Source organism: Anaerobacterium chartisolvens (assembly GCF_003337415.1).
GTDB classification, from domain to species: domain Bacteria; phylum Bacillota; class Clostridia; order Acetivibrionales; family DSM-27016; genus Anaerobacterium; species Anaerobacterium chartisolvens.
The window spans coordinates 12,965-29,686 of sequence record NZ_QPJT01000018.1 but is presented as its reverse complement, the minus strand read 5'-3'; the positions used below and the strand labels follow the sequence as shown (position 1 = coordinate 29,686).

17 protein-coding genes and 1 other annotated feature are annotated in these 16,722 nt (G+C 41.2%); of the genes, 3 read left to right on the top strand and 14 right to left on the bottom strand.

Features of this window, described 5'->3' with window-relative positions; all coding sequences use genetic code 11:
* The first annotated feature begins 160 nt into the window (after positions 1-160).
* On the top strand, positions 161-925 hold the full coding sequence (locus DFR58_RS14825; RefSeq protein WP_114298632.1) for a hypothetical protein: 765 nt from the start codon (positions 161-163) through the stop codon (positions 923-925).
* A gap of 171 nt (positions 926-1,096) precedes the next feature.
* On the opposite strand, the gene DFR58_RS14820 is transcribed toward DFR58_RS14825, so the two are convergent.
* The 4 genes from DFR58_RS14820 to DFR58_RS22410 form a co-directional block, all read right to left on the bottom strand.
* Positions 1,097-2,278 carry a hypothetical protein gene (locus tag DFR58_RS14820; RefSeq protein ID WP_114298631.1) on the bottom strand — a complete coding sequence of 394 codons (1,182 nt, stop codon included), beginning with the start codon at positions 2,276-2,278 and terminating at the stop codon, positions 1,097-1,099.
* Between the two features lie 132 nt (positions 2,279-2,410).
* The gene (locus DFR58_RS14815) at positions 2,411-2,683 is read right to left on the bottom strand and encodes a hypothetical protein (protein ID WP_114298630.1); all 273 of its coding nucleotides are present in this window, start codon (positions 2,681-2,683) and stop codon (positions 2,411-2,413) included.
* A gap of 412 nt (positions 2,684-3,095) precedes the next feature.
* Positions 3,096-3,242, bottom strand: a complete 147-nt coding sequence (locus tag DFR58_RS14810; RefSeq protein ID WP_242987656.1) for a peptidoglycan-binding domain-containing protein — start codon at positions 3,240-3,242, stop codon at positions 3,096-3,098.
* Positions 3,242-3,352, bottom strand: coding sequence for a L,D-transpeptidase (locus tag DFR58_RS22410; protein WP_242987661.1), 111 nt, complete (start codon positions 3,350-3,352; stop codon positions 3,242-3,244). Before DFR58_RS22410 ends, DFR58_RS14810 begins: the two co-directional genes overlap by 1 nt.
* A 117-nt stretch (positions 3,353-3,469) precedes the next feature.
* Between DFR58_RS22410 and DFR58_RS14805 the strand changes: the two genes are divergently transcribed.
* The gene (locus DFR58_RS14805; protein WP_114298629.1) at positions 3,470-3,715 is read left to right on the top strand and encodes a hypothetical protein; all 246 of its coding nucleotides are present in this window, start codon (positions 3,470-3,472) and stop codon (positions 3,713-3,715) included.
* A 92-nt stretch (positions 3,716-3,807) separates the two neighbouring features.
* On the opposite strand, the gene DFR58_RS14800 is transcribed toward DFR58_RS14805, so the two are convergent.
* Both DFR58_RS14800 and DFR58_RS14795 read right to left on the bottom strand, forming a co-directional pair.
* On the bottom strand, positions 3,808-4,503 hold the full coding sequence (locus DFR58_RS14800) for a L,D-transpeptidase family protein (RefSeq protein ID WP_242987655.1): 696 nt from the start codon (positions 4,501-4,503) through the stop codon (positions 3,808-3,810).
* A 108-nt stretch (positions 4,504-4,611) separates the two neighbouring features.
* Positions 4,612-6,075 carry an ATP-binding protein gene (locus tag DFR58_RS14795; protein ID WP_114298628.1) on the bottom strand — a complete coding sequence of 488 codons (1,464 nt, stop codon included), beginning with the start codon at positions 6,073-6,075 and terminating at the stop codon, positions 4,612-4,614.
* A 649-nt stretch (positions 6,076-6,724) separates the two neighbouring features.
* On the opposite strand from DFR58_RS14795, the gene DFR58_RS14790 reads away from it, so the two are divergent.
* Positions 6,725-7,105: a hypothetical protein gene (locus tag DFR58_RS14790; RefSeq protein ID WP_207659244.1), complete on the top strand. Its 381-nt coding sequence runs from the start codon at positions 6,725-6,727 to the stop codon at positions 7,103-7,105.
* Between the two features lie 13 nt (positions 7,106-7,118).
* Here DFR58_RS14790 and DFR58_RS14785 read toward each other — a convergent pair whose 3' ends face one another.
* From DFR58_RS14785 to DFR58_RS14750, 8 genes are all read right to left on the bottom strand, one after another.
* A complete protein-coding gene (locus DFR58_RS14785; protein ID WP_114298626.1) occupies positions 7,119-7,373 on the bottom strand; it encodes a hypothetical protein in 255 nt (84 codons plus the stop codon).
* A 338-nt stretch (positions 7,374-7,711) separates the two neighbouring features.
* A complete protein-coding gene (gene cimA, locus DFR58_RS14780) occupies positions 7,712-9,286 on the bottom strand; it encodes a citramalate synthase (RefSeq protein ID WP_114298625.1) in 1,575 nt (524 codons plus the stop codon).
* A gap of 27 nt (positions 9,287-9,313) precedes the next feature.
* Positions 9,314-10,873, bottom strand: coding sequence for a 2-isopropylmalate synthase (locus DFR58_RS14775; protein WP_114298624.1), 1,560 nt, complete (start codon positions 10,871-10,873; stop codon positions 9,314-9,316).
* Positions 10,874-11,023: 150 nt separating this feature from the next.
* Entirely contained in the window at positions 11,024-12,019 is a 996-nt protein-coding gene (ilvC, locus tag DFR58_RS14770) for a ketol-acid reductoisomerase (protein ID WP_114298623.1), read from the bottom strand.
* A 16-nt stretch (positions 12,020-12,035) separates the two neighbouring features.
* Positions 12,036-12,539 (bottom strand): acetolactate synthase small subunit, encoded by a 504-nt coding sequence (gene ilvN, locus DFR58_RS14765; protein WP_114298622.1) that lies wholly within the window; start codon positions 12,537-12,539, stop codon positions 12,036-12,038.
* Between the two features lie 64 nt (positions 12,540-12,603).
* Complete coding sequence (ilvB, locus tag DFR58_RS14760) at positions 12,604-14,232, bottom strand: biosynthetic-type acetolactate synthase large subunit (RefSeq protein WP_114298621.1); 1,629 nt, start codon at positions 14,230-14,232, stop codon at positions 12,604-12,606.
* Between the two features lie 48 nt (positions 14,233-14,280).
* Positions 14,281-14,584, bottom strand: a binding site (T-box leader).
* Between the two features lie 150 nt (positions 14,585-14,734).
* Positions 14,735-15,028: a hypothetical protein gene (locus tag DFR58_RS14755; RefSeq protein ID WP_114298695.1), complete on the bottom strand. Its 294-nt coding sequence runs from the start codon at positions 15,026-15,028 to the stop codon at positions 14,735-14,737.
* 335 nt (positions 15,029-15,363) lie between these two features.
* Positions 15,364-16,536: a S1C family serine protease gene (locus tag DFR58_RS14750; protein WP_114298620.1), complete on the bottom strand. Its 1,173-nt coding sequence runs from the start codon at positions 16,534-16,536 to the stop codon at positions 15,364-15,366.
* Positions 16,537-16,722 lie beyond the last annotated feature (186 nt).

The window sequence follows — 16,722 nt, the reverse complement described above, 5'->3', positions numbered from 1 at the left end:
TTTCATGTCATAACTTCAATGCTTCTGACTATTTTTTTATATATTATTCCATTTTTTAGCTACATGTGTTATTATATATTATAGGCAGTCTGATTTACTTACTTTTTTTACTGCATCCCTCTAAATATATAAAAATCAAATCTACAGGAGGTATTTGTTAATGAAAAAGTTTTTAAGTGTCCTTTTAGTTTTTGTAGTTCTTCTTTCGGGATCAACCTGTTTTGCGTCAGACACAGTGAATTTTTTACCGTATGATGAGGGGATACCTGCGGAAAAAGACTTAGGTATCGTAGCCCCTGAGCCCTATTATAAGGAGCCGCCTACCACCCTGTTCAGCTTTGCGTCGGACAGCTTCAACAACGGCCCCACATTTAAGGGGATGAGCGGCACAAGTACTTTTGTAAGCAATGCCGAGGTTGAGCTTATGGTTGATTTGAACAATGACAGCTATGGAGGAACTGTAAAATTTTTATCACAATTGAATTTGAAGGCAGAGGCATACGACCACCAGGTATTCCAAATTGGGCCCCAATATCTTCATGTATGGAAGGTATACTGTGAAATGACATTTACACATGTTAACCCCTCTTTAAACACACCGCTTCTTTCAATAGGCTTTAAGGAAGGTGTGCTTACGAGCTGGTCTCCCAATTTTTACAGCGTAGGAGAGACTATGACGCTTCAGAACTCACAAAGCGCGGATCCCAGCATATATATGACTCCGGTGGAGCTTAAGGCAATAGGCTTAACCCCTTCAAACGTTAACACCTCAAAGGATGTTGCATTTACCTTCACTAACGTCCGTACGCTTGCGGATAACGGAAATCCGGGAGGGCTTGTTAATATTGATAACAGGGGCTGCTTTAAGGATGACTGGAAATCCGAGGGAAGCTTCTCTGCTTCAGGCTGCAATGAAAAATTCTAAAGCGTAAAATAGGCTGCCATTTAAAAGGGGATGCAACAATAGAATAAAACCGGCCGGCAAACAGCCCGTAAAAGGCTATTTGTCCGGCCTTTAATTTTGCATTTAATTGTATTTTTACTCCAAGTCTCAGGACCCCTCCTGCTTCACAAGTGAGTTCACCATAAAGAAAAGCTATTCCATATGCAACACCTTTTCTTTATCAATTTCTTCTTTATCCGCACCATTAATAAAATCCAGTAAGTTTAAATAATATTTTTCCTCTTCTTTTCCATCCTTAGACATATATGAAACAAGTATATTATACTTATCATCTGAGAGAATGAAGCGGAGCTTATTATACGTATTGTCCAAACCCAAATCAAGATATATGATACTGTTATTTTTCACATCAAGCAAAATTGGCTTATTGTTGCTCTCCCTTTGGTAAAACAGATAATAGTCCTGATCCTTGTTAGTGCTGTCAGTGGCAATATCAAGCTTATATTCGCTGTCAATTATTCTGTTTACCTTGTCCCCGTTTATTTCACAAATTGCAGCCCGGTTAGAAAAATTTTTAATAAAAAAATAATTTCCCATGATCCTGAAATCATCTATCTGCTCCTGCCCTATAATGTCCTTGACACTGTTTATGTCCACGGCTTTATTTATTTTTCCATCCTTGCCATATTCACATATTTTGTAGTTACGCGTACCCCCGTTATGCTCAGATACTACGGCGTATATTTTGCCGCCATAGCATGAAATATGCCTGATTCCGTTTCCGCTTTCCGATGAACGGCGGTATTGCTGTTCTGCGAGTCTCTTAAAGGTATTATCCAGAGTGTCGAATTCTTCAATATAAGTAATGCCTATGTCTCCTTTTACATCTCCCTTAAGAAAATAAATACTGTCCGACATGGCTTCGGCATATACAAACGCCTGATAGAGCTTATCAGAACGTATTTCCTTAAGTGTGTTTTTTTTCAATCCAACCCGGTAGAGCTTGCTTAAGGCTTGCCCTTCGATACTTTTAACAATACTAAAAAATAGATTATCGCCGATCACCGTGCTGTTATAATTGCTTAGCTCTGCATCAAGCTTACCTAGATCTGCAAGAGAATCATTTAAAATGTTGTATTTATAATAATTCCTGATTGTATTAGTTTCGTATGAAAAAAATATTATGTTATCAGCGGAAAGTGCTACAATGTCATCATAGCTGTTTTTAGACAAAGGAACTTTATAATATACTATATCTCCTTTTGTGACTTTTTTTGAGATGCCGTTTCCCAGACTCCTTTCATTTGATGAGCAAGCACATAAAAGAATTATAGATATGGAAATTACAAATAAGACTTTGGTAACTTCTTTCATTGTTTCACCCCTATTAGTTAAGAATTTATCCGTAGGTAATTATATTTATTTATCAATATTTAATCCGAGTACCTACGGATAAACTCTAAATCTAAAACACAACAAAACTAAAAACATAATGAAAATAACACATTAGTAAATATAACCGATGCCTCTTGTACTCATTGCGTTATATATAGCATTTGCCGTTCTAGTATAAAACATATTTGCATCTTCAATAACCCATGTGATATATGAATCAGCTATTCTAAAGTATTCTAAATCTGCTCTTTTTCCCGAGATACACACTGCATGTGATGCAATATTATATCCCCAACCTTCAGTCGTTAAAAACTTGACAGCAACAATTGGAGGTGCATCAAATGTACCAATTCCTTTTTCAAAATTATATTGCATTGTGTCCAATGATTATTGTTTCTTTTCTGGCAATAATAGAAGTCCATATACTGAAAGAGCAATACTTATTCCTCATATTCTATAATCCCCATTTCTACATATATTTGTTATTTTTATGCATGATATTAGCATATATAATTCGTTTTGTCAAAATATTTTACAAAAAAACCATATTATCCAATAAGGTCAGGGTAATCAAGACACTCTTCAATAATAAAGCAAAGTCTATGGATTATTGTATAAGGAGTATTGCCTATGGTTGTTGCTGTATTTTCCGGATCTCTTTATCTTTAGCAGTACAAAATAATAATACTTATATCAGTTGTTAAACCTATTGTGTTTAAATTCAAGAGAATCTCTGTATATTGCTTTGCAAAAAAATAGATTTTTTCTACTCAAACTCCCTAAACCCCATCTTAAGTCAATCCTCCCTTGTTATTGTATTCTTGACTTCAAGATGCTTATCTCTTTGAAATCTATGCACGGCATGTTTTAAGTCGTCGTTATAAATCCCTGACACCTTCGCCTTAAAATATCCAAGATCCTTCAGTCTAAGTTGCACCGCCATTACATCTGCGCCCCTATATCATACAACTCCCTTATATCACTTTTATACATGCGGATACAGCCATGGCTTGCAGCCGAACCTACAGATCCCTCCTGCTTTGTCCCATGTATTACGTATTTTCCTCACCGTGCGTAGGGGTTTGGAATATGGGATAACTACCTGCCGAAAAATTCTCGTTGTTTGAGAAGTTTTAAAAGGGTATAATGTTCTTAAGGAAGGTGATTTTGATGAGATGGGAAGAAGTAAGAAAGATATACCCTGATAAGTATGTATTGCTGCAAGTCCTTGAGAGTCATGTTGAGGGTGATAAAAAATATATTGATGATGTTGCAATTATTCGGGCGATAGATGATTCCAAGGAAGCAACCATGGAGCTTGTTAATGCCAAATCTGGTACTATTGTGTATCATACAGCAAAAGATAAGATTGAGGTTTTAATTCGCAAAAGAGTTGGATTTAGAGGGGTCATGTAGAACTATGGATATAAACGTTTATTTTGACGGTCAACTGATTTATGCGTCACTCGAATTAACATATAAGGGAAAATCAAAGAAATAGATTTTTTCTACTCAAACTCCCTAAACCCCATCTTAAGCCAATCCTCCCTTGTTATTGTATTTTTAACCTCAAGACGCTTATCTTTTTGAAATCTATGCACGGCATGTTTTAGGTCGTCGTTATAAATCCCTGACACCTTCGCCTTAAAATATCCAAGATCCTTCAGCCTGAGCTGCACCGCCATTACATCTGCACCCCTATCTCCGGGATTAATGTCGTCAAATCCCCTGCCGAAGGGCCCAAAGGTTCCATTTACTATAATCACAGGTGTTCCAAGAGCCACCGTATCATACAGCTCCCTTATATCACTTTTATACATACGGATACAGCCATGGCTTGCAGCCGAACCTACAGATCCCTCCTGCTTTGTACCATGTATTCCATATTTCCCCCAGGGTACGTCAAGCCCCATCCATCTTCCTCCGAAGCCCTCGCCCCAATCCCCCTTTTCTACAATACTCCAGCAGCCGAGAGGAGAAGGAAGCCCCGACATTCCCGAGGATATGGGATAGCTCTTTATGCATTTTCCATCCTGCAGCAGGTACAACGTCTTATCCTCAATTTCTATAAAAATCAGATAATCAAGCCCGTCTGATGCTCCGCTTACATTGTCCGCAGTTCCTTTAAACCCAAGCCACCCATGTACAATAGCCAATATTATTACAGCCGCTCCCGAAATACAGACAATTGTCCGTCTCGTCAAATCAAACAGCACCCCCACATATAAATATATGCAGGGGTGCTCTGCTATAGACGAACAGGATTTTACTCAACCCTTATTAACCGCACTCCCTTGTTTATCATACCCATATTACCCCCTATACCCCTTCTCTTCAGCATGTCCCAAGAGATATAGAAAAGCATAAGCAGGAATTCTATAGATAGGTACCTTAGTTTTATATGGCAATATGCCATATGAGTCAGAGGTCTTTGTTACCACAATAGCCGCAAGAACCTTATCCTTTTCGCTATTTGCCAATTCAACAATGGCATCGTCCTGCTTTATTACCGGGTTCTCCCGGTATTTAACCTCAGAAAGAATCCTTCCTGTCGGATAATCCACTACAACATCAATTTCCTTGGGTACCTGCCCGGACTTACGATAATAGCCTACACTTGCATGAGAGGGATAGTAAAACGAAGCCAGATGCTTATATACAGCCGTCTCAGCAACGAGCCCCATCTCATCAGGATTGGATACCAAATCATTAATATCCAGCATAAGGACAGCATTTCTAATTGCTGCATCAGATATATAAATCTTAGGAGCTGCTTTCAGTATCATCTTACCAGCCAATCCGACCGGCATACTCCTGTAAATAAGGTTAGCCCTTTCAAGGAATTCAATGTAACTATCGATAGTGGCCCTTGGAGTCCCATCGAGCTCCTTGCTTATAGTGGAAGTATTGATAATGTTTGAAGAATTAAAACATAAATACAAAAATACTTTTTCCAATATCGAGGAATTCCTTATGTTGAAAAGGCTTGGTATATCCCTTTTGAGCACCTTATCAACGACATCTTCACGCAATATTCTCTGGGAACCAAAGTCATCATCAGAAAGAACAAGCTCTGGAAAGCCACCAACCGCAAGGTATCTTGTAAAATGCTTTTGCAAAGGCTCCAGCAGGTGCATGATTTCTCTCTGTATACTTTCGCCCATTGAAGCAAGGGATGTAGGCTTCACATCAATGTTAAGCTTCGGCACATCCTTAATACATGCTAATTTACAGTATTCATAGAAGGATAAAGTAGGTACACGGATAATGTTCCACCGCCCAACCCCACTATCTCCGGCACCTTTCTCAATAACCGGACTGGCAGACCCAGTAGCCGTAATGTATATGTGCGGCTTACTATCATAAAATACCTTAAGATATAACTCCCAATCATCTGCATACTGGATCTCGTCAAAAAACAGCCAGCATTTCTCTTCCGGATAAACGTTGGTGGTATAAATTTCCACAAGCTCCTCAACAGAGTAAAACTTCAATATTGGGTGGTCAAAGGATACATATAAAATACTTTTCGGCGGCACACCCTTATCAAGCAAGCTTTGTATCATCTGATACATAATGGTTGTCTTTCCTACACGTCTGGCTCCGGAAAGAAGAACAAACCTGCGTACAGAAGTATGCTCCAGCCAGCGCATGGATTCAAAGTATGCAAAACGCTTAGTGGGCTTTACCATGTCTAGGGGCATTGTTCCAACACGCCACCAGGGATTATATGAATATAGCAGCTTAATAACATTTTCTACAGATGTAATTGCCATTCGCACACCTCATTTCTCTAATATTATATTCCTATTTATCATTTTTATCAATATTTATGCTAAATATACTTTGCATATTATAAAAATAAAATGTAAAACAAGATTATAAACAGATGAATTCTTTTATTCTTGAGTTTGAATATTGGGATATGAAGAATATACTTTTCTGATGCGATTGAAAGCCGGATATATGAAATGTGTAAAGGTATTTTGCTTATCGACATTGACCACGGCCAATATTATTACAGCCGCTCCCGAAATACAGACAATTGTCCGTCTCGTCAAATCAAACAGCACCCCCACATATAAATATATGCAGGAGTGCTATGCTATAGACGAACAGGATTGTTTATACTAAATTTAAAGCTTGACCAAGCTCAATTATTAAATAATTTAATCTATGTTGACTTATCCCATAAAATTATATATTGTTTAAGAAAGGCCATCACCTTAAACAATATATTAACTTCATAATTTTTGTTTAGTGGGACTTTTAAAGCAATTATAAAAAAAGGTATGTGTTATGCTAAAAAGCATTAATTGTTTTTTGGGAATTATTTATATGATCTTATCAGTGACATGTTTTATTATTGACATGTACTTTTTCAAAGGCATAATTGATAACGTTGTATCCGTTGTCTTCTTTACCATGTCTATTGTACTTATAGCCTCTAATAAAAATAAAATTACAAACAAATTCTTCGCAATAGTCAATTTCCTGATTATTACTGCTTTAATTGTGTTTTTTATAAGTTTAATGCCTCAATATACTTATAGTGAGGCTAGGATTAAAATTTATGATGACTATAAAGCTCAGGGAAAGCAGATTGAATTTTTGGATAATGTGCAATACTTCACAATGAGATCAAATAAGCCACTGTCATTTATGATACACTCAGGATATATTATTCCAATAAATATTTACAATGAAGTGAATTATATGTTTTTCAATCCCATAAGCGGTGAATATTTTAACGGTAATGATTTTTTTGAAAAGCTGGACAAATCAAATGCCAAAAATAAGGGTTGAGTGAAATTTTATTTTACTCAGCCCTTATTTCCAGCTTATCAAATTTTATGGCCTCAACAAAATGCTCCTCCCTAAAGAAGGTTCTCTTATAGTTTACAAACTCAGAGGTATTGTTTTTAAGCCACATCGGCACCTGAACATCCAGCTCCTTGCATACACCTATAAGACAGCGCTCAAGAGCATCGTTATACGGAATTGCCTCATTGTTTTCTGCAACGGCTTCCTTAAGTATCTTTTTCCCTTTTATAATCCTTCCATATAATCTCAAAGGCCCTTTCTCCTTTCCTAAGGTGCGGAACACCACGGGGGGTGTTCCCTACGAATGGTGAACGCCAATCCGTAGGGAACGCCAGACTGTGTGAAAACTATTTTGAGTGAAATTTCAAGCTATAATTCTTTCAAAAATGTAGCGGAGGAATCTTGGGGACGGATTCGTCCGCTTCCGCAGCGTAGCGAAGGACCGAAGGGAAAGCGGAGGAACCGTACCCCATGATGCCGCAGCGGTGGCGGGCTGCAATTTCTTTGGCAATTTTGAAGTTTTCACACGCTCTGACGCCCCCTGTGGCGTTCCGCTCCCCAAACGCTCTGATCTTATACTGGCTTACACTACATGTTTCCACCCTTAATTAGCTTGTGCTCTATGGAGTCGACAAGCGCCTTCCAGCTCGCGTCTATAATGTCGGTGGAAACACCTATTGTTGTCCATACTTCCTTTCCGTCGGTAGACTCCACCAATACCCTTACCTTTGCGGCAGTTGCGGAATTGGAATCTAAAACCCTTACCTTGTAATCTGTCAGCTTCATTTCCCCAATCTGAGGGTAAAACCTCTCCAAAGCCTTTCGCACCGCTCTATCAAGAGCATTTACCGGGCCGTCTCCCTCGGCGGCGGTTATTTCATCCTGTCCGTCAACATTTACTTTTATCATTGCAGAGGAATTAACGCCTTCAATTGAAGGCTCGTTTACTATAACCTTAAACTCCCTCAGCTCAAAAAATGGAGTATATTTCCCGAGAACCTTCCTTATCACAAGCTCAAATGAGCTCTCCGCGCCTTCATACTGGTAACCCTCATGCTCCAGCTCCTTAAGCCTTTCAAGTATCAGCCTGGTTTCGGGAGAATCCTTTGTAATATTAGGATCCACCTGCTGTATGGTGCTTAATACAGCACTTCTTCCAGCTACCTCCGACATGAGGAAGATTCTTTTATTTCCCACAAGCTCAGGGTCAATATGCTCATATGTTCTGGGGTTTTTGCTTATGGCGTCGGAATGCATCCCCGCCTTGTGGGCAAATGCATTCTTCCCTATATAGGGAGCCCTCTCGTCAACCATAACATTGGCAATCTCACTTATATATCTTGCAATAGATGTGATCATGTCAACATTTCCCTCAGGTACGCAGTCATATCCCATTTTTATCTGAAGGTTGGGTATCAGGGTGCAAAGATTTGCATTTCCGCACCTCTCTCCCCATCCGTTTATTGTGCCCTGAACCTGACAGGCTCCCGCCTGAACAGCCATAATTGAATTGGCCACAGCCATTCCGCTGTCATTGTGGGAATGTATTCCTATAGGTATATCGAATTTCTCCACAACCCTTGACGTTATTTCAAAAATCTCATTCGGAAGCGTTCCTCCTGTGGTTTCGCAAAGGCATATGCTGTCTGCCCCGGCATTATACGCCGCCTCGACGGTTTTCATGGCATACACTGGGTCAGATTTGTAGCCCTCAAAAAAAAGCTCTGCGTCATAAACCACCTCTTTATTTTTCCCCTTAAAAAAGCAGATGGTATCATATATCATCTTAAGGTTTTCATCAAGGGTCGTCTTGAGCACGTCCTTAACATGGAAGTCCCAGCTCTTACCAAATATGGCTATAGCCTCAGTACCAGCCTTGAGAAGAGAATTTACATTTGCGTCCTCTTCTACAGCTATACCAACTCTCCTTGTGCTTCCAAAAGCAATCACCTTGGAATTTTTAAACTCTATTTTTTTTATTCTTTCAAAAAACTCCAGATCCTTAGGATTAGACCCCGGATTCCCCGCCTCTATATAATTTACACCAAGAGCGTCAAGTTTCTCCACAATTTTCAGCTTATCCTCCACCGTAAAGGAGATGCCCTGAGCCTGCGCCCCGTCTCTGAGAGTGGAATCATACACATATATCTTTTTCAATAGCATCACCCCTTTTTTTTGCAGACCTTTCGGCTAAAGGACTTCAGATACGCCTGATGCCGGCCTTTTCAATTCCTCTTCTCCAAGCTCGCTTACAGCCCTGTTTATTGCATTTATATACGCCTTTACACTGGCCTCTATAACATCAGTGCTTACACCCTTGCCGACAAAAATTTGTCCCTCTCTGGATACTCTTACCGTTACCTCTCCAAGAGCATCCTTTCCTTCCGTAACGGCTTTGAGTCCGTAATCCTCCAGCTCAAGGCTTATGCCTGCGCAACGCTCAATAGCATTAAACGCAGCGTCAACAGGCCCGTCGCCTGTCGCCGCCTCACTTACTTTATTTCCCTCTTTTATGAGACTTACCATTGCAGTGGAAACAACCTTATTTCCGCTGTTTATCTGAAAGCTGTCAAGCTCAAAAACCTCGGGTATTTTAGAAGCCTTTTCCTCAATCAGAGCCTCAATGTCTCTGTCCAATACCACCTTTTTCTTATCGGCAAGGCTCTTAAACTTTTCAAAGGCCTTTTGTATTTCCTCGGTGGACAGGCTGCAATATCCCATTTCCTTAAGCCTTTCCTCAAAGGCATGTCTGCCTGAAAGCTTGCCTAAAACCATTCTGTTCTGTGCAAGTCCTATGGACTCGGGAGTCATAATTTCATAGGTGGTTTTTTCAGCCAATACCCCATGCTGATGTATTCCCGACTCATGAGCAAACGCATTTACTCCCACAATGGCCTTATTGGGCTGCACCGCAACGCCCGTAAGGCTGCTTACCAGCTTGCTGGTTCTGTAAATCTGGGTTGTATCTATTTTATGTGTTATATTATAAAAGTCTTTTCTGGTATTCACTCCCATTATAATTTCCTCCATGGAAGCATTCCCAGCTCTTTCTCCCAGACCGTTAACCGTACACTCCAACTGTACCGCTCCGTTCTCCATTGCGGCAAGGGTATTCGCCACCGCCAGACCCAAGTCATTATGGCAGTGAACACTTATATCAACCTTATCAATATTGCTTACGTTATTCCTTATGCCTCTGATTAATGCCCCAAATTCGGCAGGAGTAGAATATCCGACAGTATCGGGTATGTTAACAACAGTAGCGCCGGCTTTTATTACCTCTTCAATAATTTTATATAAAAAATCAGGTCTGGTCCTGCTGGCGTCCTCCGCCGAAAATTCGACATCCTCACAGTATTTTTTGGAGTATGCCACCATTGCCGCCGCCCTTTCCAGCACCTCCTGCTCCGACATTTTAAGCTTATATTTTAAATGTATATCCGAGGTAGCAATAAAGGTGTGAATTCTGGGTCTTTCAGCCTTGCACACAGCCTCCCATGCCCTGTCTATATCCTTTTCGACCGCTCTGCAAAGGCTGGCTATTGCAGCACCCTTGATATTTTCCGAAACAGCCTTAACAGCTTCAAAGTCACCGGGTGAAGCAATGGCAAAGCCCGCCTCAATAACGTCAACACCCATCCTGACCAACTGTCCCGCAATCTCAAGCTTTTCCTGAATATTCAGATTCACACCGGGGGTCTGCTCCCCGTCTCTTAAAGTAGTATCAAAAATTTTTAATCTTCTCGACATTCTTAAGTCCTCCCAGGCACAAGGGTCCGTCATCTATATCTGCATCCCTTTATACGTTCAATCTCATATTTATAAATATCTCAAAATTATTATTGGAACAAGGATTAGGCAGGAAAAGTCAAGCCTAACCCCGCGCCAAATTTCTCTATGTTATTTTTTCAGCCAGCTCATCATTTTTCTGAGCTCAGCCCCGACCTTTTCAACCTGATGCTCGGCTTCAACCCTTCTCATTGCAAGGAAGTTCGCCCTTCCTCCAGATCTGTTCTCAGTAATCCAGTTGGTTGCAAATTTACCTCTCTGGATTTCCTCAAGCACCTTCTTCATCTCTTTTCTTGTCTCATCAGTTATGATCCTTTTGCCGGTTACATAGTCGCCGTATTCGGCTGTATCACTGATTGAATACCTCATATATGCATATCCGCCCTGATTTATGAGGTCAACTATAAGCTTCATCTCATGCACACACTCAAAGTATGCTATTTCAGGCTGATATCCTGCGTTTACAAGTGTCTCAAAGCCTGCCTTCATCAGCTCGGTAACTCCTCCGCAAAGCACAGCCTGCTCACCAAACAAATCTGTTTCAGTTTCCTCCCTGAAGGTGGTCTCAAGTATTCCCGCCCTTCCGGCTCCAACTCCGGCGGCATATGCAAGAGCATAGTCCTTTGCCTTGCCTGAAGCATCCTGATGTACCGCAATCAGTGCAGGAACTCCCTTTCCTTCGTTGTACTGCGTTCTTACCGTATGGCCAGGCCCTTTTGGTGCCACCATTATAACGTCAACAAAGCTTGGAGGTACTATCTGATTGAAGTTTATGTTAAAGCCATGTGCAAACATAAGTACATTGCCCTCTTTTAAGCTGGGCTCTATGCTTTGCTTGTATATATCCGCCTGCACCTCATCCGGAACAAGAATCATAATTATGTCCGCCGCTTCAGCCGCCTCAGCCGTGCTGAGAACCTTGAGCCCGTCTGCCTCAGCCTGCTGTCTTCTCTTAGAGGTTTCCTTCAGGCCGACAACCACATTTATACCGCTATCGTTCAGGTTCTGTGCATGAGCATGTCCCTGACTTCCATATCCTATAACCGCCACGGTTTTTCCCCTTAACAGTCCCAAGCTACAATCACTGTCATAATACATTTTTGCCACTGCATATCACTCCTCATCATTTTTCATTTACATTTATATACTTATTGCCTCTTTCGATGGCAATTGTACCCGTCCTGACAATCTCCTTAATGCCGAACTGCTTGAGCATATCCTCCAAGGCGGCTACCTTGTCGCTCCCTCCTGAAATTTCAATAGTCAAGGTATTTTTTGACACATCAACTATATTTGCTCTGAATATCCCTACTATCTGTATAATTTCCGCTCTTGTAGCCGCATTGGCGCTTACCTTAATCAGTGCCAGCTCTCTGCTGACAGAGTCAAGCTTGTCAAGCTGCTTTATCTTGATTACGTCTATAAGCTTATTAAGCTGCTTGCTGACCTGCTCAACCACATATTCGTCCCCGTCAACAACAATGGTTATTCTGGATATATCGGGATTTTCAGTTACACCCACCGCAAGGCTGTCAATGTTAAATCCCCTTCTGCTGAACAAGCCTGCCACTCGAGATAGCACTCCCGCATGATTTTCAACCAAAACCGATAAAGTATGCTTGGGCATTAGTCCCCCTCCAATTCCGTAATTATAATTAGCATTAAATATTTTTGATAACCTTTAAGTTACGTTATAAAGTAGACTCCTCCGGATCAACGATACATTCAAGCAAATACGCTCCGTCGTCCTTAAGGAGCCTTTTTAAAGCCTCTTCCACCTCATAATTCGATGTAATGCGCTCACCCTTAAACCCATATGCCTCAACCAGCTTAACAAAATCCGGGTTTTCTTCAAGAAGCACCTGTGAATACCGCCCGCAATACTTAAGCTTCTGAAGCTCTCTAACCATCCCAAGCCTTGAGTTGTTAAATATGATTATTTTGACCCCAAGCTTGTTTTGCTTTATTGTTCCAAGCTCCTGAATAGACATTTGGAAGCTTCCGTCTCCTCCTATTACTATAACCTTAGCATCAGGCCTTCCTATTTTTGCTCCTACTCCCGCCGGAAGTCCATAGCCCATAGTGCCAAGACCCCCTGAGGTTATAAGACCCCTGGGCTTCTTCACCTGAAAATAATTTGCGGTCCAAATCTGATTCTGACCAACCTCTGTGGTAACAACATCATCCTCCCCGACCAGCTCCGACAGAAGCGACAGCACATACTGAGGTTTTACATGGCTGTAATCGCCGCAGCTCCTGTTCCTCAAAGGATGTGCATTTTTTATCTCTTTTATGTCCTGCACCCATTTGCTTGTGTCTCCGGGCTCTGCAATTTGCAGCAGCTCCTCCAGTATAAGTTTTACATCACCCACAACAGGAATTGTAACATCTATATTTTTGCCTATCTCCGCAGGATCTATATCAATATGCACAATTTGAGCCTTTTCCGCCACCTTATCCGCTGTCGCCATAGCCCTGTCCCCTACCCTTGCACCCATAATTATAACAAGGTCGGCGTTATGTATGGCATAGTTTGCGGCAAAAACCCCATGAGATCCAAGCATACCCATATTCAGCTCATGCCCTGAGGGAATTACTCCTATTCCCATCAAGGTGGTGGTAACAGGTATCCGGCAGCTTTCAACAAGCTTCTTAAGCTCCTCGGAGGCATCCGCGTATATAACCCCTCCGCCTGCACATATTACAGGAGCTTTTGCTTTTTTTACGGCATCTGCTATTTTTTTAATCTGCATCATATGCCCTTTATACGTTGGCTTATATCCCTTTATGTCCACTGTTTCGGGATACTTAAAATCAATTTCTCTTAACTGCACATCAATAGGAACGTCAATCAGCACAGGCCCCGGCCTTCCAGTTGAAGCTATATGGAAAGCCTCCTTTATAACCCTCGGCAATTCTCCTGTGTCCTTAACAAGATAGCTGTGCTTGCAAAAAGGGGCAGCCGCTCCCGTAATATCTACCTCCTGAAACACATCTCTTCCTATCAGCTCCGAAGACACCTGCCCCGTTATCGCAACCATAGGTATGGAATCCATATATGCAGTTGCTATTCCCGTTATAAGGTTTGTAGCTCCCGGCCCAGATGTGGCTATACAAACACCCATCTTTCCCGTGACTCTGGCGTACCCGCTTGCGGCATGGGCCGCTCCCTGCTCATGCCTCGTAAGAATATGCCTTATGCCTGAATCAAGAAGAGCATCATAAAAGGGGCATATGGCAGCGCCGGGATATCCGAATACCACCTCAACACCTTCCATTTCGAGTGACTTTACCATAACTTTTGAACCAGTTAATATCATACCTACCATCCTTTATAATAAAAAAACCTCATTCCTGCAGCAAACTGACGCAGGGACGAGGAGCTTCACATTCCACGTGGTACCACCCTATTTAAGCATACCGTCACCGATATACCCTCAATAAGTATAATAAAGAGCCTATATGCCCTAGGACAAGCATCTTTATTAATTACTTGAAACTGTAACGTAGTTCAACGTCATTGTCTACTTAGAATAAAGGCACTAAGCCCTTTTTAGCGCTTCGACAATGAAGCTCAGGATCGAGTTATTCATACACTTATTGTACCGGTTTGCACCACCCACCGGCTCTCTTATACAATTATGTGCATCTTTGTTCCTTCATAGCCTTTAACTATAGTTATCAAACCTACAGCCCATTATCCATGATACATTAGCCAAAGTATAATTGTATAATATTTTACCAGTGCCGCGAACTCATGTCAACACGTTTTTTATTCTTAAGCATACGTTTTTTACGCTTTCTGATGATTCCGATATGTAATTACAAAAAAACCTTGTTATTGGTCTTACCCTCTATTTTGCCTATTCCGTACCCGTAGCAGAAGGACTGGTGCATACTGGCAACTATCAGAGCCATGAGATACTCCCTTTCTGCTCTGTCCAAACCGTGATCCATAGTTCTCATAAAATTTTTAGTCTTTTCGTCCGCTATCAGCTTAATGGCCTCCCTTGTTCCCGCAAGATCACTCTCCAGCTTTTGCTGCCCCTGCTTTAAGTACTCTCTTATAGCTTTTTCAAAGGCACTTTGTTTTTCATTTTTTTGTATCTCTTCCATACACCCCTCCATAAGCACAATTATTACTTTTATATATTTAGCAATAAAGATTTTACATGGAGGATATAATTTGATGAAAGAAATTTTTTTGACCCGTAAGGAATACATCTAAGAAAAGCGCCTGATGACATACCCGTGAGACATTTCCCCGCAAGGCGTCTTTTCGTTGCTATTAAAAATTTCTGTGAGCAATTATATCCTCTATGTTTGTAAAATCTTTATTGCATCCTATATAAAAGCTTTTCCATAATTTCCGAAATATATAACATTACCCGCAATAACTCCCGCTTAAAATCAGCGGGTGAATCTCATTGCGGGTAATGAAGTCCGGGAGCCTATCTGGTCACTCTCTGCTCTCCGTCCTTTTGGGCCAGCTTTATAGGGGTGGTTACAAATTCTTGAGTTCCCTCCATCATATGGGTTACATTTATAGAATCCCCCGGCCTTTTGGAATACAAATATGTCCTCAGCTGTATCATGGTATTTATTTCATTTCCGTCTACCTCGGATATTATGCACCCTACTCTTATTCCGCCTGCGTATGCCGGCCCCGACTTATCCACATTAGCTACATAAATGCCGTTGTCTAAGCTGATTGCATTATTTAAGTACGGTATTACCTCCTTATCGTATGCAAATATGCCCAGATAAGGTTCATCGAATTTCCCTTCCTCGGTAAGCCGCTTTATTATTGGCACCGCCACATTTATTGGCACTGCAAAGCCTATTCCTTCGGCACTTGTCACTTTAACGGTGTTAATGCCTATAACATTTCCCCTTGCGTTTAAAAGAGGCCCACCGCTGTTTCCGGGATTAATGCTGGCATCTGTCTGTATAAGATCCTCCATATAATTGCTGCCCTGCTCGGTATCAATCCTTATTGTTCTGTTTAAGGCACTTATTATTCCCGATGTAACTGTTCTTTGAAACTGAAGTCCCAAGGGGTTTCCTATTGCTATGGCCGGTTCCCCCACTTGAAGAGAATTGGCATCCCCCGTCGGAATAGTATCAAGGTTGCTTGCATTCACCTTTACGACAGCGAGATCCAGAACAGAATCGGACCATACAGTCATTCCCTCTAAATTGCTTCCGTCAAAAAGAGAAACCACTATTCTCTTGTTTTTGCCTCCCGCAACATGATGATTTGTAAGAATATAGCCGTCCGGGCTTACAATCACTCCTGAGCCTACACCCCAGCTTTCAGATGTCTCACTGTCAAAAAGAGACCGGCTATCCACCTTGAGCACCGAAATTCCTACTACACCCGGGGTGGCGGTTCTTGCCACATCTGCTGCCGAGTGTATGGGAGATATATTTGTTTCCGCCGCTATCTGCTGAGGCTGAGGCTCATCCGTACGTCTCTCTGCAGACGGCACCTGTGTATTAGGCTGTTCGCCCGAAATATAGCCCGAAACCATAAAAAGCAGAAGAGCTCCTACTCCCAGAGAAGTGGCAAGAGCCGTAAGAAATGTTTTAAAAAAGCTGTGCTTCCCTTTTTCTTCGAACATTTTATCATCCTTTTCAATTTAGTTTAGCCTGCAATATATGTTGTATATTATTTCAATTAATAATAAAAACAATACAGCCGCAAAAACAAAAAAGGGACTGTCCATGCTTAATTAAACACTTAACAGGGATATAAAATGCCACTTTCGGTAATTAATCTTTATACGGCAGGCTTATTTTATCCCTGT